Origin of the sequence: Scandinavium lactucae, from assembly GCF_033843265.1 — a bacterium.
Lineage (GTDB): Bacteria > Pseudomonadota > Gammaproteobacteria > Enterobacterales > Enterobacteriaceae > Scandinavium > Scandinavium lactucae.
The window spans coordinates 346,542-366,288 of record NZ_JAWXRD010000040.1; the positions used below are offsets into that span (position 1 = coordinate 346,542).

18 protein-coding genes and 2 pseudogenes are annotated in these 19,747 nt (G+C 56.3%); 10 read left to right on the forward strand and 10 right to left on the reverse strand.

Translation table 11 applies throughout. The features are described 5' to 3' along the window. Positions 1-33: 33 nt before the first annotated feature. From SIK69_RS19295 to SIK69_RS19305, 3 genes are read left to right on the forward strand one after another with little or no spacing between them, the layout of a single operon-like run. Entirely contained in the window at positions 34-1,431 is a 1,398-nt protein-coding gene (locus tag SIK69_RS19295) for a cytochrome ubiquinol oxidase subunit I (RefSeq protein ID WP_319786826.1), read from the forward strand. Next, positions 1,431-2,441, forward strand: coding sequence for a cytochrome d ubiquinol oxidase subunit II (gene cydB / locus SIK69_RS19300; protein WP_319786827.1), 1,011 nt, complete (start codon positions 1,431-1,433; stop codon positions 2,439-2,441). Before SIK69_RS19295 ends, cydB begins: the two co-directional genes overlap by 1 nt. After that, positions 2,441-2,566: a DUF2474 domain-containing protein gene (locus SIK69_RS19305; RefSeq protein WP_319786828.1), complete on the forward strand. Its 126-nt coding sequence runs from the start codon at positions 2,441-2,443 to the stop codon at positions 2,564-2,566. Before cydB ends, SIK69_RS19305 begins: the two co-directional genes overlap by 1 nt. Positions 2,567-2,641: 75 nt before the next feature. Here SIK69_RS19305 and SIK69_RS19310 read toward each other — a convergent pair whose 3' ends face one another. Next, positions 2,642-4,603 (reverse strand): peptidase U32 family protein, encoded by a 1,962-nt coding sequence (locus SIK69_RS19310; protein ID WP_319630239.1) that lies wholly within the window; start codon positions 4,601-4,603, stop codon positions 2,642-2,644. On the opposite strand from SIK69_RS19310, the gene SIK69_RS19315 reads away from it, so the two are divergent. Continuing rightward, a complete protein-coding gene (locus SIK69_RS19315) occupies positions 4,583-4,873 on the forward strand; it encodes a hypothetical protein (protein ID WP_319786829.1) in 291 nt (96 codons plus the stop codon). The two genes, SIK69_RS19310 and SIK69_RS19315, sit on opposite strands and share 21 nt — an antisense overlap. Here the strand turns inward: SIK69_RS19315 and SIK69_RS19320 are convergent. Next, positions 4,826-5,377: a helix-turn-helix domain-containing protein gene (locus SIK69_RS19320; RefSeq protein ID WP_319786830.1), complete on the reverse strand. Its 552-nt coding sequence runs from the start codon at positions 5,375-5,377 to the stop codon at positions 4,826-4,828. The genes SIK69_RS19315 and SIK69_RS19320 overlap by 48 nt on opposite strands. A 90-nt stretch (positions 5,378-5,467) precedes the next feature. On the opposite strand from SIK69_RS19320, the gene SIK69_RS19325 reads away from it, so the two are divergent. Further along, the gene (locus SIK69_RS19325; protein WP_319786831.1) at positions 5,468-6,634 is read left to right on the forward strand and encodes a benzoate/H(+) symporter BenE family transporter; all 1,167 of its coding nucleotides are present in this window, start codon (positions 5,468-5,470) and stop codon (positions 6,632-6,634) included. Here the strand turns inward: SIK69_RS19325 and SIK69_RS19330 are convergent. After that, positions 6,608-7,480 (reverse strand): helix-turn-helix domain-containing protein, encoded by an 873-nt coding sequence (locus SIK69_RS19330; protein WP_319786832.1) that lies wholly within the window; start codon positions 7,478-7,480, stop codon positions 6,608-6,610. The genes SIK69_RS19325 and SIK69_RS19330 overlap by 27 nt on opposite strands. Before the next feature lie 184 nt (positions 7,481-7,664). Here SIK69_RS19330 and SIK69_RS19335 point away from each other — a divergent pair, with 184 nt between their 5' ends. Further along, complete coding sequence (locus tag SIK69_RS19335; RefSeq protein WP_319786833.1) at positions 7,665-8,573, forward strand: DMT family transporter; 909 nt, start codon at positions 7,665-7,667, stop codon at positions 8,571-8,573. Between the two features lie 45 nt (positions 8,574-8,618). On the opposite strand, the gene SIK69_RS19340 is transcribed toward SIK69_RS19335, so the two are convergent. Together SIK69_RS19340 and SIK69_RS19345 are read right to left on the reverse strand one after the other, a co-directional pair. After that, entirely contained in the window at positions 8,619-9,287 is a 669-nt protein-coding gene (locus SIK69_RS19340) for a DUF3313 domain-containing protein (protein ID WP_319630233.1), read from the reverse strand. Between the two features lie 136 nt (positions 9,288-9,423). Next, positions 9,424-9,846, reverse strand: a pseudogene (locus SIK69_RS19345) (ABC transporter substrate-binding protein); the annotation flags it as partial. Here SIK69_RS19345 and SIK69_RS19350 point away from each other — a divergent pair. Beyond that, positions 9,841-10,518, forward strand: a pseudogene (locus SIK69_RS19350) (peptidase T); the annotation flags it as partial. The pseudogenes SIK69_RS19345 and SIK69_RS19350 overlap by 6 nt on opposite strands. On the opposite strand, the gene tehB reads toward SIK69_RS19350, so the two are convergent. Continuing rightward, positions 10,515-11,111 (reverse strand): tellurite resistance methyltransferase TehB, encoded by a 597-nt coding sequence (gene tehB / locus SIK69_RS19355; RefSeq protein ID WP_319630232.1) that lies wholly within the window; start codon positions 11,109-11,111, stop codon positions 10,515-10,517. The pseudogene SIK69_RS19350 and the gene tehB sit on opposite strands and share 4 nt — an antisense overlap. Positions 11,112-11,229: 118 nt before the next feature. Between tehB and ydcK the strand changes: the two genes are divergently transcribed. Further along, entirely contained in the window at positions 11,230-12,210 is a 981-nt protein-coding gene (gene ydcK / locus SIK69_RS19360; protein WP_319786834.1) for a YdcK family protein, read from the forward strand. Here ydcK and rimL read toward each other — a convergent pair. Further along, positions 12,202-12,768: a 50S ribosomal protein L7/L12-serine acetyltransferase gene (rimL, locus tag SIK69_RS19365; RefSeq protein WP_319786835.1), complete on the reverse strand. Its 567-nt coding sequence runs from the start codon at positions 12,766-12,768 to the stop codon at positions 12,202-12,204. The genes ydcK and rimL overlap by 9 nt on opposite strands. A 130-nt stretch (positions 12,769-12,898) precedes the next feature. On the opposite strand from rimL, the gene hpxO reads away from it, so the two are divergent. Then, positions 12,899-14,056 carry an FAD-dependent urate hydroxylase HpxO gene (gene hpxO / locus SIK69_RS19370; RefSeq protein ID WP_319786836.1) on the forward strand — a complete coding sequence of 386 codons (1,158 nt, stop codon included), beginning with the start codon at positions 12,899-12,901 and terminating at the stop codon, positions 14,054-14,056. Positions 14,057-14,123: 67 nt separating this feature from the next. Here hpxO and SIK69_RS19375 read toward each other — a convergent pair whose 3' ends face one another. From SIK69_RS19375 to SIK69_RS19385, 3 genes are all read right to left on the reverse strand, one after another. Further along, positions 14,124-15,779 (reverse strand): glucan biosynthesis protein D, encoded by a 1,656-nt coding sequence (locus SIK69_RS19375; protein WP_319630228.1) that lies wholly within the window; start codon positions 15,777-15,779, stop codon positions 14,124-14,126. 229 nt (positions 15,780-16,008) lie between these two features. Continuing rightward, a complete protein-coding gene (locus tag SIK69_RS19380; protein WP_319786837.1) occupies positions 16,009-16,782 on the reverse strand; it encodes an ABC transporter substrate-binding protein in 774 nt (257 codons plus the stop codon). A 12-nt stretch (positions 16,783-16,794) separates the two neighbouring features. Next, positions 16,795-17,964: a pyridoxal phosphate-dependent aminotransferase gene (locus tag SIK69_RS19385; protein WP_319786839.1), complete on the reverse strand. Its 1,170-nt coding sequence runs from the start codon at positions 17,962-17,964 to the stop codon at positions 16,795-16,797. Between the two features lie 147 nt (positions 17,965-18,111). Here SIK69_RS19385 and SIK69_RS19390 point away from each other — a divergent pair, with 147 nt between their 5' ends. Further along, positions 18,112-19,719, forward strand: coding sequence for an FAD-NAD(P)-binding protein (locus SIK69_RS19390; RefSeq protein WP_319786841.1), 1,608 nt, complete (start codon positions 18,112-18,114; stop codon positions 19,717-19,719). The last annotated feature ends 28 nt before the right edge of the window (positions 19,720-19,747 follow it).

Genomic DNA, 19,747 nt, shown 5'->3' on the forward strand with positions numbered 1-19,747 from the left:
GACTGCGAACACCGTTTTATGTCGAGGTTGTCCATGTTCGGTTTAGACGCATTCCATTTGGCGCGCATTCAGTTCGCCTTCACGGTCTCTTTTCACATTATTTTTCCGGCTATTACCATCGGGCTTGCCAGCTACCTGGCGGTGCTCGAAGGCCTGTGGCTGAAAACCAAAAACCCGGTCTGGCGTTCGCTGTGGGCGTTCTGGTCGAAAATTTTCGCCGTTAACTTTGGCATGGGCGTGGTCTCCGGGCTAGTGATGGCCTATCAGTTCGGCACCAACTGGAGCGGCTTCTCACAGTTTGCGGGCAGTATTACCGGCCCGCTGCTGACCTACGAAGTGCTGACCGCCTTTTTCCTCGAGGCGGGTTTCCTCGGGGTGATGCTGTTTGGCTGGAATAAAGTCGGCCCCGGCCTGCACTTTTTCTCCACCTGTATGGTGGCGCTGGGGACGATTATTTCTACTTTTTGGATCCTCGCCTCCAACAGCTGGATGCAAACTCCACAGGGGTATGAAATCGTTAACGGCCAGGTGGTGCCGGTGGACTGGTTCGCGGTGGTGTTTAACCCGTCGTTCCCCTACCGCTTGCTGCATATGTCGGTGGCGGCGTTCCTCAGCAGCGCCCTGTTCGTCGGCGCGTCCGCCGCCTGGCATCTGCTGCGCGGTAACAATACCCCTGCGATTCGGGCGATGTTTTCCATGGCCCTATGGATGACGCTGATCGTCGCGCCGGTGCAAGCACTGATTGGCGATATGCACGGCCTGAATACGCTTCAACATCAGCCTGCCAAAATTGCCGCCATCGAAGGTCATTGGGAAAACACGCCGGGCGAACCGACCCCGCTGCTGATTTTCGGTTGGCCGGATATGGAGCAGGAACGCACCCGCTACGGGCTGGAGATCCCGGCACTCGGTAGCCTTATCCTGACCCACAGCCTCGATAAACAGGTGCCCGCCCTGAAAGAATTTGCCAAAGAGGATCGGCCAAATTCAACCCTCGTCTTCTGGTCGTTCCGCGTGATGGCCGGGCTGGGCGGGCTGATGTTGCTGCTCGGCGTGTTCTCGCTGTGGCTGCGCAAAGGACAACGGCTGTATACCTCCCGTCCGTTCCTGCGCTTTGCGCTGTGGATGGGGCCCTCCGGGCTGATTGCGATTCTGGCGGGCTGGATAACCACCGAGGTTGGCCGCCAGCCGTGGGTGGTGTATGGCCTACAACGCACCAAAGACGCGGTCTCGGCGCACGGCGATTTGCACATGAGCATCAGCCTGCTGGCGTTCTTAATCGTCTATACCTCGGTGTTCGGCGTGGGCTACAGCTACATGATCCGCCTGATCCGCAAAGGTCCGCAGGATTACATCCCTGATCCACACGGTACACCTGCCCGTCCGCTGTCGGCAGCAATCGACGGTTATCAACATGAGGAGTCACGCTAATGGGCATCGACTTATCGGTTATCTGGTTTGTAATTATTGTCTTTGCCACCCTGATGTACATCGTGATGGACGGCTTTGATTTAGGCATCGGCATCCTGTTCCCGTTCGTGCGCGATGCGGAAGAGCGTGACGTGATGGTCAATACCGTCGCCCCGGTATGGGACGGGAACGAGACCTGGCTGGTGCTCGGCGGCGCAGGGTTGTTTGGTGCATTTCCGCTGGCGTACGCCGTTATCATCGACGCGCTGACCATTCCGCTGACCTTAATGCTGATCGGTCTTATTTTTCGCGGCGTGGCGTTCGAGTTTCGCTTTAAGGCCACGCCGTCGCACCGCCCGTTTTGGGATCGGGCTTTTCTCGGCGGATCGATTCTCGCGACCTTCTGTCAGGGCGTGGTGGTTGGGGCGGTACTGAACGGTTTCCCGGTACATAATCGCGCCTTTGCCGGGGGGCCGTTCGATTGGCTAACACCGTTCACGCTGTTCTGCGGCCTGGGCCTGGTGGTGGCCTATGCTCTGCTTGGCGCAACGTGGCTGGTAATGAAGAGTGAAAATCCGCTGCAACAGACCATGCGGGGCGTATCCCGTGGATTAGTGCTGGCGATGCTGGTGGTGATGGCAGTCATCAGCCTGTGGACCCCGCTGGCACATCCGGCGATTGCTGTCCGCTGGTTTAGCCTGCCGAATCTGTGGTATCTGCTGCCGGTCCCGGGTCTGACGCTGGTCGTGGCGCTTGGGCTGTGGCGCTCGCTTGCCAACCCCGCCAATCACGCCGGGCCGTTTATGCTGACCTTAGGGCTGATTTTCTTAGGCTTCAGCGGGCTGGGGATCAGTATCTGGCCGAACCTGATCCCGCCGGATATCAGCCTGTGGCAGGCCGCTGCACCCCCGCAAAGCCAGGGCTTTATGCTGGTCGGTGCCCTGCTGATTGTGCCGATTATTCTGGTTTATACCTTTTGGAGTTACTACGTCTTCCGCGGGAAAGTTCAGCCTGGCGAGGGGTATCACTGATGCAACAATCATTATTTAAACAGCTGTTCTGGATGGTTATTTTGTGGGGCGGCAGCGTGCTGGCGCTGGCGGCAGTGGGGATATTTTTCCGGCTACTGATGAGCGCGGCGGGGTTTAAATCGTAGATGTGATGCCCGCTGGCGCTCCGCTTACCGGCCTTACAAAACCTGTAGGCCTGATATGCGGAGCGCCATCAGGCATTAGCCTTTACGCTTCGGCAGCGTTTTCAGCAATTCTTCCGGGCTGACTGACGCCACCACGCTTCCGGGGTGTGGCATCTTCAGGATGTGATTTTTGATTTTGCCGATGACGTGCATTTCACATGGACGGCAGTCAAATTTCAGGGTCAGCACTTCGTCGCCGTTTATCAGCTGCATCGGCGTGGCTTTCCAGCTTTTGATATTGCCCTTCGCCTGTTTCGGACACAGGTTAAAGGCGAAGCGCAGACAGTGTTTAGTGATCATCACCGGCACATCGCCCTTTTCTTCGTGCGCTTCATACGCTGCGTCAATCAGCTGCACGCCATAGCGATGATAAAACTCGCGCGCTTTGTGGTTGTAAACGTTGGCTAAAAACGTCAGATGCGTTTCCGGGTACACCGGCGCAGGCGTGGAAACCGGCTTACGGCTGCCGCGCTGATAGGCCGCCAGACGCGCGGCATCCAGCATCTCAACCGTTTCACGGCGCAGCTGGTTTAGCAGGCTGTTCGGCACGAACAGTGCGCCAGGCAGAGTCACCTGCACCTCGCGCGGGTAATAAATGGTCTGGCCGAGTTTCGCCACGCCGTCCTGCAAATTGCTCAGCGCTTTTTCCGCGTTCGACGCTTCTTCAAAATTGCCGTCGAGAGTATGCGTCACGCTGACGCCGTCTTCGCTGGTCATGGTCAGGATCAGCTGTTCCTGCCAGCCGCCAATTTCGATATCCACCGCAATACGGCGTTCGCTGGAGGTTTTGGTCAGCGCCTGCGACCAGTTATGGTCGAGGTTGCGATTGAGTGCGGCATTTGGCCGGGCTTTATACAGGTCAGCAGGCATTTCATTCGGCCACACGCGATAGCGATTTTCACCGATTTTCTCGACCGTATTGGCACGGAAACCGACCACTTCACGTTTGATCATCACGTTCAGCCCGTCGCCGTTCGCCAATGGTTCGGTCACTTCCACGTCGAGACTTTCTTTGCTGACTTTCAGCACTTCGCCCACCGGCAGGCCGATGAATTTCGGCGAGTCGAATGCGCCAATATCGCCTTTACGCGCATTCACGAAATAGTCAGTGCTGCCGCGATGGAAGGTTTTGTCGGTCGAGGGAATGAAGAAATGCTCGGTGCGTCCGGCGGAAGCACGCGCCAGGTCGCCCCGGTCTTCGATGATCGCGTCCAGCATCTGGCGGTAGTGCGCGGTGATATTTTTCACATAGCTCATGTCTTTGTAGCGTCCTTCAATCTTGAAGGAGCGCACGCCCGCGTCGATCAGCGCCGCCAGGTTTGCGGTCTGGTCGTTGTCTTTCATCGACAGCAGATGTTTGTCGTATGCCACCACGCGGCCCTGATCGTCTTTCAGGGTGTACGGCAGACGGCACGCCTGGGAGCAGTCCCCACGGTTGGCGCTGCGTCCGGTATGGGCATGAGAAATGTTGCACTGGCCGGAATAGGCCACGCACAGCGCACCGTGGATAAAGAATTCGATGGTCGCGTCGGTGGCTTGGTGAATGGCGTTGATCTGCTGTAAGTCCAGCTCACGCGCCAGCACGATTTGGCTGAAGCCAACGTCGGAAAGGAATTTGGCTTTTTCGACGCTGCGGATATCGCACTGGGTGCTGGCGTGCAGTTCAATCGGCGGGATATCGAGCTGCATGACGCCCATGTCCTGCACAATCAGCGCATCAACACCGGCCTGGTACAAGTCGGTAATCAGTTTTTGCGCCGGTTCCAGCTCATCATCATGAAGAATGGTGTTCAGCGTCACAAATATCTTTGCGCCATAGCGATGGGCGAACGGCACCAGGTCGGCGATGTCGCTCAGGCTATTGCTGGCATTGTGACGGGCACCAAAGCCTGGGCCGCCGATGTAGACCGCATCCGCGCCATGAAGGATCGCTTCACGGGCAATGCTGACGTCGCGGGCCGGGCTGAGAAGTTCAAGATGATGGTTTTGCAGGCGCATCGTTGTTATCCGTTATATCAAAATGGCGGCTATTGTAGTCAGAACTGCAGCGCGGCGAAATCATTTTCCACCCCGCCGATGCGGGCATTTTCCGCATTCCGGCAAAGCATTGATGAATTTGATATTTCCGGACGAAGCGGCAACGATTTACAGTGGCTGTGTATTCCGGATTTTTCCTCGTCGCGTTATGAATTGTCATTGAGTCGTCGTGTTTGCCGCAGCTTACCCTGCGGCTTTTTCTTTTTGCGCGTGCGGGTAATGAATCAATGAGTGAAACAGCACCGTGTGCTCGCCGCTGTTGCGGTAGGCGTGCGGCTTATCGCCTGCGAATTTAAGCCCTTGCCCTTCTCCGACCTGCTGCCACTGCCCGTCAATACACATCTCAAGCGTGCCGTTAATCGCCACCACATGTTCAATCACGCCTGCCTCGTGCGGCGTGGACTCGCTGATCGCACCCGGCGCAAGCGCGATGGCGAAATGATCGTAGTGCAAAACCGGGTCCCACGGGAAAATCGGCGTCACCACCATCGCTTGCTGCTGCGGGTCGAACGCCGTGTCTTCGCTTTCCGCCGGGGTGATAAACAGCGAAAACGGCACGTTGAGACCGGTGGCGATTTTCCACAGCGTCGCTACCGTCGGGCTGGATTCGTTGCGCTCGATTTGCCCGAGCATTGCTTTTGAAACGCCCGTTTCTTCCGCCAGTTTCGACAGACTCCATTCCCGCTGCTGACGCAGAGATTTCAGGGTCGTCGCCAGATGTTGTGCAATATTCATGGTTGCTCCTTTTTTCGGCAGTTTATCACTTGTGCGCTATAACGCCCAATGCTACATTTCACCGGACGTTATAACGCACAAGAGGATTTTATGCGCGCCTTCCCTTTCTCGACCCTACTGGCCGGATTTGTGGCCGTACTGGTGGGATACGCCAGTTCAGCGGCAATTATTTGGCAGGCCGCCGCGGCGGCGGGAGCGGATGCTCAAACCATTGCGGGCTGGATGACGGCCCTCGGTCTGGCGATGGGCGTGAGCACGTTAATTTTGACCCTATGGCGCAAAGTACCGCTGCTCACGGCGTGGTCGACCCCCGGCGCGGCGCTGCTGGTAACGGGGTTGCACGACGTGACGCTCAATCAGGCGGTGGGGATTTTCATTTTTGCCAACGGGCTGATTGTGCTGTGCGGCCTGACCGGGCTGTTTGCCCGACTGATGAAGATTATCCCACATTCACTGGCGGCGGCGATGCTGGCCGGGATCCTGCTACGGTTTGGTTTACAGGCGTTCAGCAGCCTGCAAAATAATTTTCTGCTCTGCGGTTCAATGTTAGCGGCGTGGCTACTGTTTAAAGCCATCGCCCCGCGCTATGCCATCGTTGCGGCGCTAGTCGCGGGCAGCCTATGGGCGGTCTTTGCCGCGGAAATCCACAGCGAATCACTGCATATGACGTTTACCCTGCCGCGTTACATTGCACCAGAATTTAATTTTTCGCTGTTGCTTAGCATCGGGGTACCCTTTTTCCTCGTAACGATGGCCTCGCAAAACGCGCCCGGTATTGCGGCCCTGAATGCTTCCGGCTACTCCGCGCCCGTGTCGTGGCTGATGGTGATCACCGGCGGCATTGCGCTGGCGTTTTCGCCGTTCGGCGTGTTCTCAATTTGTATTGCGGCGATCTCCGCGGCGATTTGCCAGAGCCCGGAGGCGCACCCGGCTGCGGAACAACGGTGGAAAGCCGCCGTGGCCGCCGGAGGCTTTTATCTGCTGGCGGGTATTTTCGGCGGATCAATTACTGCGTTGATGGAAGCCCTGCCGGTCGCGTGGATCCAGATGCTGGCCGGGCTGGCACTGCTCGGCACCCTTAGCGGCAGTTTGGTGCAGGCCCTGACCAAAGAAAACGAGCGTGACGCGGCGATTGTCACCTTTTTGCTCACCGCCAGCGGGTTGACGCTGGCAGGCATAGGTTCAGCATTTTGGGGACTGGTGGCGGGCGGAATGTGCTACTGCGTGCTGTCACTGGCCCGACGCGCGAAGCTGTGACGGGGTCATGCCCAGCACACTTTTAAAGCGGTTGCTGAAATGGCTGGCAGAGCTAAACCCGCAGGCCAGCGCGATCTCGGTCAGCGGTAGCGAGGTGTTGCGTACCAGCTCCTGCGCCCGGGTCATCCGGCGCTGCATCACGTACTGATGCGGGGCCATTTTCATCGACAGGCTGAACATGCGGGCGAAGTGATATTCGCTCAGCGCGGCTTCCTGCGCCAGATCTGCCAGGGTCAGCGGTTGCGCCAGACTGGCCTCGATGAACGCCAGCACATTGCGCAGCGCGAACGGTGCCAGACCACCAGTGACTTTCGGCAACTGCCACTGCACATTGGTGTAATGCTGAATGAGATGGGTCAGCAGCAGTGTGGTGGCGGAGCTTAATGCCAGATGATTCGCCTGCTGCTGCCAGTCACAGTCGAGTAAAAAATGGCGATACAGGGCGGTGATTTTATCGTCGTTAGCGAAAGTTTTTTCGTCCAGACGGAACGAGGCCGGGCTACGATCCCAAATTTTCTCACCGGTGGCGCGCAGGTGTTCATCAGTGCAGTAGAGATGCACAAACGACAGGTTATCGCGGATATCCCAACTCGATTCGCTCTCTTTGGGCATCAGGCAGAAGCGGTCTGGCCCGCCGCCGTTTTTCCAGCCGTGCGGCGTTTTGTGGTAGCTCTCATAGCCGTCAGCCACGTACAAGCTGAGGGTGTGGTGGTCGCTTTGCACCGTTACGTTGTCGTTTTGATTAAACCAGGCCGCCAGCTGAATGCCGGAGTTCAACGCCACCGTGTCACGCAGAACGGCATTTTTTTGGCGCAGGGTTTCAAAAGTCGCGTAATTCTCGGGCATCATATTCGCTGTAGCTATCAATCAGACCGCTAGTCTATGAATTGTTGCCCACCCTTGCCAGCTTTACTCCGTCTGCATTGAAAAAATGCGCAAGAATATGCAACTCCCCCGCAGCCTGCTGCAAGCGATGGCCCTCGCCGTCTGGCACACTTCCGGCATCACAGGCTGAATCGGAATAATAACCATGAACGTATTACTCTATTTTTTGGTGGTGGTTATCTGGGGCACCACCTGGATTGCCATTTTCCTGCAACAGGGACCCGTCGCCGCGCCGGTGTCGATTTTCTGGCGCTTCGCGGTGGCCAGCGTCACCCTGATGGTGGGGCTGAAACTGCTCGGTCGCCTGCGTAAGTTGCAGCTACGCGATCACCTGTTCTGCATTATTCAGGGCTGCTGCGTGTTCTGCTTCAACTTCTGGTGTTTCTATACCGCCGCGAAGTGGATCAACACCGGATTGGAGTCGGTGATTTTCTCAATGGCGGTGTTGTTTAACGCGATCAACAGTTTCCTGTTTTACCGTCAACAGCCACCGGGACGGTTTTACCTCGCCGCCCTGCTCGGTTTAATCGGTATCGTGACGCTGTTCTGGGACGATCTACAGGCCAGCGGCATGAGCAGCGAACTGCTGATGGGCATCGGTCTCAGTGCGCTGGGCACCTACGGTTTCTCGTTGGGCAATATGCTGAGTATTCGTCATCAGCGGCGTGGTCTGGAAACCCTGACCACCAATAGCTGGGCGATGTTGTACGGCACGATAGTGATGGGGGCGATTGCGCTATTGCGGGGCGATAACTTTATGCCGGAGTTTACCGTCAGCTATATGGGTGCGCTGCTGTATCTGGCGCTGTTCGGATCGGTGATTGCCTTCGGGGCGTATTTCACGCTGGTCAGGCGGATAGGCCCGTCCAATGCGGCCTACAGCACCCTGCTGTTCCCGTTAGTGGCGCTAAGCATCTCCACCTTTTACGAAGGTTACGTCTGGCACGCCAACGCGGTGTTTGGCCTGGCGTTAATTTTAGTCGGTAACCTGGTAATGTTTGCGAGACCGGAAACCTGGCTGAAACGGAGTATGTTGCGTAAAAGCGCGGCATAAAAAAACCGGCGGTTTGCGCCGCCGGTTGTCAAAATGGCTTCAGAGTTACTTCTGCGTTGGATCGAATTTCACAGCATCAATCGCCATGTCATCAATCACCGCTTTCAGCGTCTCCGCGGTCACTGGGGTATTCTCGTTTGCCAGGTCTTCCCCTTCACCTTTACGCACGACCTTAATAACCGGCTTATTGGTTTTCGGATCGATAAGTTCGCCTTCAAAATACAGGCTGGTGTCCATGGTACGGTGACCGGTCGCCATCTGAGTTCCCGCTACCACTAAAGCCACGGGAACAACTTCATAGAACTGCAATCCTTCCTCACTGCGATCAACCCCGGTAATGGCACCCCGGAATATCAGGCTGCGCGGGCCTGCAATCGTCGTCAGCGGTCTCCTCTCAGAAATCGCTTTTTTCATTTGCTCATTGGTGTAGTTCAGGATTTCAGACATCGCCTGCTCGCCAAACTGGGTCGTCGGCTTGGGCACCGGGTAATACACAATCGGGTTATAAACGATATTGTCGTAATCTGCCGGATTATAATTCGGATCGATCCAGCGCAGCTCAGGCTTGCCGGACGCAGACGTGGTTTCCTTAAGGTCGGAATATTTTTTCAGAAAACCGGAATACTTTTCCGGCGAGGCGATTTTTGAAGCACATCCCGTTAACGCGATCATGCCCGCAAGTGCGGCCACTTTAAATAAAGTTTTGCTACGCATAAAAGAGTCCCTGTAAAAGTGCAATTGCGGGCTCTTTATAACAAAGCGACCTTAATCTTGTTGTGGTAAAAAAAGCGGTTGCTAACAGATTCGGAATTAAATTAGCACCTACCGAAAATGGCAGGTGCTGGAAGGCTTATTTAATGTCAACCGGATAGAACAAATGCTTACCAAAGGGGTCGATTTCATAGCCGCTGACGTCTTTGCGCACCGGTTCAAAAATCGTGGAATGGGCAATCATCACCGCAGGCATTTGCTCGTGCATCATCTGCTGTGCCTGTTTGTAAAGTTCGCTCCGTTTCTGCTGATCGGTTATCGATTTCGCTTCGGCAATCAGCTTATCAAACGGCGCATAGCACCATTTCGCCGAATTCGAACCGCCGTCCGCCGACTGGCAGGTAAACAGCGGACCGAAGAAGTTATCCGGATCGCCGGTCGCCGTGGTCCATCCCATCAGTGCCGCCTGATGCTCACCGTCTTTCACTCGCTTCAGGTATTCGCCCCACTCATAGGTGGTAATGTTGGTTTTCACGCCGATGGCAGCCCAGTCGGCCTGGATCTGGAACGACGCTTCAACGTCGATTTTGCCTGGACCATCGACTGCTGCGAGCTCGGCGAAATCGTGTATGAGAACTTCAACGCCGCGGCGGCGGAAATTCGCTTCACCGGCGTGACCGCGCACCCGATGTCGGCCAAAGGCGTGCTGGTTAACCCGCTGCTGATGGCAACAGATTTTATCAGCCACTTCGACCGATCAGAAACGCCAGAGCATACCGAAGGCCGCGAGGGCTACGTCTGGTTTAACGGCATCGACGCGGGGCAAAGTTATGCGGTTCTGAACGCCAGCATTCGTGATTTCGACCTGGCCAGTTTCGAGCGTCGCAAACAGCAGATTGGCGACGTCGCCGGAAAGATTGCCGCGCAGTATCCCAGGGCAAAGGTGACGTATCAGATTAGCGATACCTACAGCAACATCAGCAACGCTATCGGTGAAGACCGTCGGGCAATCGACCTGATGTTTGAGGCGATGGAAAGTTTGGGCATTACGCCGAAACCGACGCCGATGCGCGGCGGCACCGACGGTGCGGCGTTGTCAGCCAAAGGGCTGCTGACCCCGAACTTCTTTACCGGCGCGCACAACTTCCACTCGAAGTATGAATTTCTGCCGCTGAAATCGTTCGAGGCCTCGTATAACGTCGCCCTTCAGCTCTGCCTGCTGGCGGCGCGTTAAGCGGGTTTACGCGCAAGAAGGGTGGCAAAGCGCAGTTTGATGCGATTGCCGTTGGCGTCGGTGCGGTGTAATTCGCCGACGTCTTCGTTGTAGCGATCAAACTCCCAACCTGCGTAATACCCTTCCAGCTCGCCGCGTTTGAAGGCAAACGGGAAACCGACGGTACACGGATAATCGTCGGTATCCATCGCCGCCACAATCAGGTTCCAGCCGCCAGGGCGCGTGCAACGCTGCATATTGGCGATAAGTCCCGGAATGGTGTTGGCCTCAAGGAACATCATCACCACCGTCGACAGAATAAAATCGTACTCACCCTCAAAGCTCAGACCGTTGAGATCAACTTCCTTCGCCTGCAGATTGTCCAGCCCTTCTTCCTGACGGATGCTTTCCAGCCGGGCGATGGAGATCGGGTTTTTATCCCATGCGCTGACCTCAAAACCGTTCGCCGCCAGATACAGGCTGTTACGCCCGTTGCCGCAGCCTAAATCCAGGGTTTTGCCCGGCGCGATTTTGCTCGCCGCATGCAACACTTCGGAATGGGTACGTGTCAGACCGTATTTCTCGGTGAAGTAATTTTCATCGCAGCGGTTCATCGTGGCTCCTGGTTTGATATCGGTATCATTTTAAAGGTGTATTTTAAAGGAATCTTAAGGGTCGCGTCATGGAGATTCTTTGCTACGTTTATGTTAAGCCCCCGTAACGAGAAGAGTGATGAACAAGTACCGTCTCAGCGACACCTCACGTGCGTACAGCTATCAGCAAGATGGCGAGAAAAAAAGCGTCACCCTGTGGCAAATCATCGCCCTGCGCGATTTTGCCGATGTGTCGGCGGGCAGCGCAGGCGGCTGGATTGAGGCTGAAAGCGCCCTCAGCCAGCAAGGCGATTGCTGGATTTACGATCACAACAGCGTGGTATTTGCCGACGCACGCGTGACCGGCAACGCCCGCGTGACGCAGGCCTGCACGCTCTCGCATGGCGCGTTGATTGAAAACAACGCCTGGCTCGATAACGCCACGGTAACCGATCGGGCAAGAATAAGTGACAACGTCACGGTTCAGTGTTCGCGGGTCCGCGGGGAATGCCATCTGTTTGGCGACGCGCGGATCCTGAATGAGTGCGACATCATCGCTGCCATCGGCCTGACCCGCGACAGCACGCAGCATCTGCAAATCTATGACCGGGCCACCGTCAGCCGCTCACGCGTCGTTCACCAGGTGCAAATCTACGGCGACGCGATTGTCGATCAGGCGTTTATTGAACACCGGGCAGAAGTGTTTGATGCGGCGCTCATTCAGGGCAACGAAGAAAATAACGTCTGGATCTGTGACTGCGCGAAAGTGTACGGCAACGCCAGGGTGGTCGCCGGTCAGGGTGAAGACGCCATCCCTACGCTGCGCTACAGCTCGCAGGTGGCGGAGAACGCGGTGGTAGAAGGCAACTGCGTGCTGAAACATCACGTGCTGGTCGGGGGGCACGCCTGGCTGCGCGGCGGGCCCATTCTGCTGGATGATAAAATTCTGGTCGAGGGTCACGCGCGGATCAGTGGTGACGTGGTGATTGAGCAGCGGGTTGAAATCTGCGGCAATGCGGTGATCGAGGCCTACGGCGACGACAGCATCCACATTCGTGGCCCGAAAGTGATCAACGGCGATGAGCGTGTCACTCGCACGCCGCTGCTCGGCTCAATCTGACACTTCATCCATGATGCGGGCGTAAATATTCTGGTCATGATAGTGACCGTTGAGGAACTCCGCCTGCTTCAGACACCCTTCCAGTGTGAAGCCGTTACGCAGCGCCACCTGGTTGCTGCGTTCATTCTCCACCCGGCACTTGATCACAAAGCGCCGCACTTCGCCCTGTTGGGCGTAGTAATACATAAACGCCGCCAGGCAGCGGCTGATAATTCCCTGCCCCTGATGCGCTTCATCCAGCCAATAACCGATATACCCCGCCTTGTTCAGCGGCTCGATAGAATTGAAAGAGAGCACGCCCACCAGCGTTTCGCGCTGCACGATCAGGAACATTTTGGCGTAACCACGCTGGTGCAGCAGCCGATTGCTGATCATATTTTGCCGGGAGTCCTCCTCACTGCCGACAAATTGCGGCCAGTTCAACGAGTGCTGCAACCAGTGGCGGTTTTTAAGAACCAATTGGTGCAACTCTGAAACAAAACGCTCATCGGCGGCATGCAGCGTTAGCTCAGGCGTGACCTGAATCATCTCATCCTGTAGCGGCTGTTCGGGGATCATAATGGCTCCTTGTGGCGCTCATTTGCACTAAAACAATGCACCAATACCTTGCAACCCGCGAACTGTGCGGCCTTGCCGGCTGGCACGCCTCTTGCTTTATCCCTTTGTAACCCAAAGGAGAGACAACAAGATGAAAGCAATCGTGATTGGTGGTGGCATTGGTGGCCTCTCTGCGGCCATCGCCCTCAGGCAGTGCGGCATTGAAACCGACGTTTATGAGGCTGTGAAACAGATTAAACCGGTTGGGGCTGCCATTTCAATCTGGCCAAACGGCGTTAAGTGCCTGAACTGGCTGGGAATGAAGGAGCCACTGCGAAAATTAGGGGGGCCTATGGAGTATATGTCCTATCGCGATTTCCGCCATAACCAGACCATGACCCGTTTCAGTCTCGACCCGCTGGTGCAAAGCGTCGGCGAACGTCCGTGGCCGGTGGCCCGCGCCGGATTACAGGAGATGCTTCTGACTGCCTACGGCCATGAAGCGGTACAGTTTGGCAAACGCGTGGTCAGCGTGGAGTCCTTCGCCGACGGCGTGCGGGCAACCTTTGAAGACGGACACACCGCCGAAGCTGACCTGCTGGTCGCCGCTGACGGCACGCACTCCGCCATTCGTTCATGGGTGATAGGCTACCAGACCGAGCGCCGGTATGCGGGTTACGTCAACTGGAACGGGCTGGTAACCATCGACGAAGACTTAGCCCCGGCCAATCAATGGACCACCTGGGTGGGCGAAGGCAAACGCGTGTCGCTGATGCCTGTCGCCGGGAATCGCTTCTATTTCTTCTTCGACGTGCCGCTGCCGAAAGGGTTGAACGAAGACCGCACCACCGCCCGCAGCGATTTGCAGCGCTATTTCAGCGGCTGGGCCGATCCGGTGCAGAAGCTGATTGCGCAGATAGATCCGCAGACCACCAACCGGATTGAAATTCACGATATCGAACCGCTGGAAACCCTGGTGCGAGGCCGCGTGGCGCTGCTCGGCGACGCCGGACACAGCACCACTCCGGACATTGGTCAGGGCGGCTGTGCGGCAATGGAAGATGCGGTGGTGCTGGCGATGACCCTGCAAACCCATTCGCTAGGGATTGAAGACGCCCTGCTACGCTATCAGGAAAAACGCGCCTGGCGGGTGAAGGATCTGGTGCTGAAAGCGCGCAAACGCTGCGACGTGACTCACGGGAAAGATATGCAGGAAACCAAAGCCTGGTATGCCGATTTGTACCATGAAACCGGGGATCGTATTTTGGCCGGGATGCGTGAAACGATTGTCGGCGGGCCGTTAGGGTGAAATGCCCTGTGTCGCCCGGCGGCGCGGTGCTGGCACGGGCCCACAAGGGGCCCGTGCCATTCACCACTTACTTCATCACGCGGTCATCAACGTAGTTACGCTTATCTGGCGCGGGCGGGAAATACTGATACAGCCAGGTTTCACTAATGGCATCGCCCTGACAGCGCAGGAACATACGCATCTCCACCGGATCGGTGGAATCGTTGGTCGGATACCAGTCGAACAGAATGCGGTAGCCGTCGAACGGTTCAACGTACAGGATTTCCACCTGCTTCGCTTCGCCGTTAGAGAGTGTGATGACCGGCTCGATGCCCTTCGGCGCAGCCGCCTTCAGATCGCCCCCGACGAAATCAATCGCAAAACGACGCGCCCATTTTTCCGGATAGTGCTCGCCTGGAGCCCAACCTTCCGGGAAACCGCCCATTCCAGTCCGGGTGGCCATCACGCGGGCCAGCGGAGAGCGCACCGGCGGCTGCGCGGCCCAGTACAGGCGATACTTAAAGTCCAGCTCGTCGCCTGCCTTCACCGCTTTCTTTGGCTGCCAGAAGCAGACAATATTATCCAGCGTTTCACCGGTGGTCGGGATTTCCATCAACGACACCGCCCCTTCGCCCCACTGATTACGCGGCTCTACCCACAGGCTTGGACGCTTGTTGTACCAGCCCATCACGTCCTGATAGTGGCTGAAATCGCGATCGAGCTGGAGTAGACCAAAGCCACGCGGGTTCTTATCCTGGAAGGCATTGAACTGCAGCTTCTGCGGATTATTCAGCGGACGGCAGACCCACTCCCCGTTGCCGCGCCACATCGCCAGACGATCGGAATCGTGGATTTGCGGATGAATGGTGTCACACATGCGGCGTTCGTTATTGCCGCAGCTGAACATGCTGGTCATCGGCGCGATACCGAGCTGCTTGATATCTTTGCGCGCGAAGATGTGGTTTTCCACATCCATGATCACCTGGGTTTCCTGACAGTTCACGGTGAACTTGTAGGCTCCGGTCACGCTCGGGCTGTCGAGTAGCGCGTACACAGTAAACACCGTCGCACCCGGTTTTACGGTTTCGAACCAGAATGACGTAAAGTCCGGGAATTCTTCCGGCGTGTCGGTGAAGGTATCCACCGCCAGACCGCGAGCGGACAGGCCGTACTGATAGGTGCTGTCGACCGCGCGGAAGTAGCTTGCGCCAAGGAACGACACAATATCGCGACGCGCCAGTTCAGGGGCTTTAAAGGTGCGGAACCCGGCAAAACCGAGATCGGTCTGCCCTTCCAGCTGTTTGGTGTCCACGCCCGCGTCGTTATATTTGAACAGCTCCGGGCGGAAGTGAATTTCACGAGCCTGCTGAGAGGCAGAATCCAGCGAGAACATGCGCACCCGGCGACGGAAGCCCATCCCGACGTGGAAAAACTGAATATCCAGTTTACGATCGTCGATGTTGTTCCACAGCGACTGCGAGGCATCATACTGAATGCTGTTGTAGGCCTGCGGAGTCAGTTCTGCCAGGGTTTTCGGCAAGTCCTTCGGCGCGCCGCCCCACGGCTGGGTGGCTAAATCACGCGCCATGGATTGCAGTACGGAATAATCAAAACGGCGCGTTTGTCCGTCGGCAATCGACGAATCGTCAGCCAGCGCGGCTTTTGAAAACAGAGAGGCAACTCCGGTTGTAGCGCTTACCGCGGCTACAGCCATTGAAGATTTAATAAAGTGTCTGCGGTTCATGCCTGCGTCAGCGTCCTTCTGTGATTGTCGACTTCGCTAAGAAGTCGCCCACTCTAGACAAAAAACGCTGATAATCCAATTGTTCGGCGTGCAAAATCCGCGCAAACCGGGAAATAAATTTTTGCGATCGGAAGTGACTGAATCGGGCTGTAAAAAAGCGTAAACCGATACAAACAAAGAGCCCCGGCGAGCGACACCACTGCCGGGGCTATAATAAGACATGAATGGGTTATTTTACGCTGACGTCAATTCCTGGGAAATACGTCGCTGCCAGCTTGGTGATGGTGCCATCGGCACGCACTTTATCGATGGCGGCGTCGAGCTTTTTCTTCTGTTCCGCATCGCCTTTACGCAGGCCGAACCCAATCCCACTGCCGAGAATGGTGTCGTCGGCGACCGGTTTACCGATAAAGCCGAAGCCCTTGCCCTGCGGCTTGCTAAGGAATCCGGCCTGCCCGGCGGCAGACATCACCAGCGAGGCGTCGATACGACCATTGAGCAAATCGGCCCACGCCATATTCTGATCTTTATACGACACCACGGTCACGCCGTGCTTTTCCCAATGCTCTTTGGCGTAGGTTTCCTGAATAGAACCCTGCAACACGCCGATGGTTTTACCCTGCAACCCTTCCGACGTGGCCTGCATCCCGCTGCCTTCTTTGCCCACTAACTGCGAAGGGATTCGATAGATTGGTTGGGTAAAATCGATGCTCTTGCGACGCTGTTCGGTGATGTTCATCGCCGAGTTAATGGCATCAAATTTCTTCGCTACCAGCCCCGGGATGAGCGAATCAAACGAACTTTCAACCCAACTGCATTTCAGCGCCGCCGCCTGACAGATGGCATTGCCCAAATCAATATCAAATCCTTGCAGCTCGCCTGCCGCGTTGCGGCTTTCAAACGGCGGATATTCTGCCTCCACGCCAAAACGCAGTTCGCCTGCGGCAAAGGAAGAGACAGAGCAAATCAGGCCCATGCCCAGAATCAATGCTTTCAGTTTCATCGCCAACGCCCCTTAACGTGGTTTAACCTGACACAGGGCCGCAGCGCCTGCCCGTAATGTCGCCTCATCTTTGGCAAAAGAGAGGCGGATCAGTTTGTTATCCGTGCCATCGGTGTAGAACGCCGACAGCGGAATGGTCGCCACACCGTGATCAATAATCAAGCGCTTTACTATCTCACTGTCGCTTTCGTCGCTGAAATGGCTGTATTCCGCCAGCAGGAAGAACGAGCCCTGGCTCGGCAGCAGACGGAACGGCGACTCCGCCAGCAGCGATTGCAGCAGATCGCGTTTGCGCTGATAAAACGCCGCCAGCGACAGCCACGTCTGCGGGTCAGTCATGTGCTCCGCAAAGGCATACTGCATGGGGGTATCAGCAGAGAACATCAAAAATTGATGCACTTTGCAGATCTCGTCCATCAGCTCCGCCGGGGCCACGCAGTAGCCCACCCGCCAGCCGGTGACATGATAGGTTTTGCCGAACGACGAAATAATCACGCTACGCTCGACCAGCTGGGGATGGGTCGCCATCCCGTGATGCGGCTGACCGTCGAACACCACGTGCTCATATACTTCGTCGGAAAGGATCACGATATCGGTGTTATGCGTCAGGGCCGCCAGCTGCTGTAAATCGTTGGCATCGAACACTTTCCCGCTCGGGTTATGCGGTGTGTTGATGATAATCATCCGTGTACGCGAGGTAATAGCGGCGCGGACTTCATCCCAGTTCACGGTGAAATCCGGCACCGTCAGCTTGATGGCGATCGGGGTAGCGCCTTGCAAACGCACTATCGGCGCATAGCTGTCGAACGACGGTTCAAAATAGATAACTTCATCGCCCGGATGCACCAGCCCGCTTATCGCAGAATAGAGCCCCTGGCTGGCGCTGGCGGTGATTAAAATTTCATTATCGGCGTCATACCGCGCCCCGTACAGATCGGCGATTTTATCCGCGATACGGTTTTTCAGGGCCTGCAACCCGGTCATCGGGGCATACTGATTGTGTCCCTCTTCCATCGCGCGGGTCACGCCCTGCACTAAGCGCGCGTCGCAGGCAAAGTTCGGCGCGCCCTGGGAAAGGTTAATGGCGTTATGCTGAGAAGATAGCTGGCCAATCACGGTAAAGATAGTCGTACCCACGTCGGGCAGCTTGGTGCGGGTTTTCACCGGTGAACGCAGAGTCATCGTCAATCCTTTCTCAGTAAATATGCATAACTATTCAACATAAAGCCATCCGCAGCGACAATCGAATTGTTGTCATACTAGCCATGAGGAAATTGCATAGCTGGAATCCCGTACTAGACTTGGTGCAGATAACAACAGGTATTCACTATGAAAAAAATAGCCATCATCGGCACCGGGCCTACCGGCATTTACACACTCTTCTCTATTCTTAAAAACCAGACGCCGGTCGCGCTGTCGCTTTACGAGCAGGGTGATGAGGCCGGAGTCGGCATGCCTTATGCCGATGAAGATAACTCGCGAATGATGCTGGCTAACATTGCCAGTATTGAAATTCCGCCGATCTTTTCCACCTATCTTGAATGGCTGGAAGACCAGCCCGAGACACATCTGGCACGATATGGCGTCGAAAAAGCATCCCTGCATAACCGGCAATTTCTGCCGCGCATTTTGCTCGGAGAGTTTTTCCGTGATCAGTTCTTGCGCCTCGTGGCACGCGCGAAACAGCACGGCTTTACCCTTGACGTGCATGAGTCCTCCGAAGTGACCGATCTTCAGGTCACCCCGCAAGGCGTGAGGCTATGGGTGAGTGGTGAACAAGCAGAAGAACAATTCGATTTGGCGGTACTCGCCACTGGCCACGTCTGGCCTGATGAAGAGCATTTCCCCCGCGCCTTCTTCCCAAGCCCGTGGTCTGGCCTGATTGAGGCCGATATTAAGGCCGGTAACGTCGGCATCATGGGTCTGTCATTGAGCGCAATTGACGCCGCGATGGCGGTCGTGGTGCAGCATGGGCACTTTACCGAAACCGATGACAACGTGCAGTTCACGCTCGATAAGAACAGTCAGGCGCTAAAAATCTCGCTATTGTCCCGCTCGGGCATTTTGCCGGAAGCAGACTTCTACTGCCCTATTCCGTACGAACCGCTACAGGTGGTGACGGACCCGGCGATCGAACGTGAAATTGCCGCCGGTAGCGCGGAATTGCTCGACCGCGTTTTTGCCCTCATCAAGCAGGAGCTTGAACTCGCTGATCCCGCCTGGAGTGAAAAAGTCGCCCTGCGAACGCTCACCGCGGACACCTTTTCCGCGGCCTGGTTTGCCGATCGTAAAAAGCATAACCCCTGGCACTGGGTGCAGGCGAATCTGCGTGAGGTAGAACGCAACAAGCGCGATAAACATACGGTAGGTTGGCGCTACACCATTCTGCGGCTGCATGAAGTGGTTGAGGAGATAGTGCCACATCTAACGGAACACGATCGCCAGCGCTTTACCTCCGGGTTGGGCCGGGTGTTTATCGACAACTACACCGCTATTCCGTCGGAATCAATTCGTCGATTAATGGCGCTACGCGAAGCGGGGATCCTCAGTCTGCACGCCCTTGGCAGCGATTACACCATGGACGTCCAGCCAGGCAAGACGGTTATCTCCAGTGAGCATGGCGATTTTGCCTTTGATACCTTTATTGATGCCAGAGGACAAAAAGCGCTCAAAATTAAGGACTTACCGTTCCCGAGATTTCGCCAACAGCTGGAGGCGCACGGCGAGGATTTCCCGGACATCGCCGACGATTACACTCTGCTTGAACCGCCGAGCGTGCGCGGGCGTGTCGCCTTTGCGGCCCTGCCTTACCTGATGCACGACAGGCCGTTTATCCAGGGGATTACCGTCTGCGCGGAAATAGGCGAAAACATCGCCAGTGCGGTGTCGCATCCGGCGGCACATTCCCGTCGGCGATTGCCGTTTATCGAGCTGTAGCGCTGTGTCATACTCGCCATGACCAAAT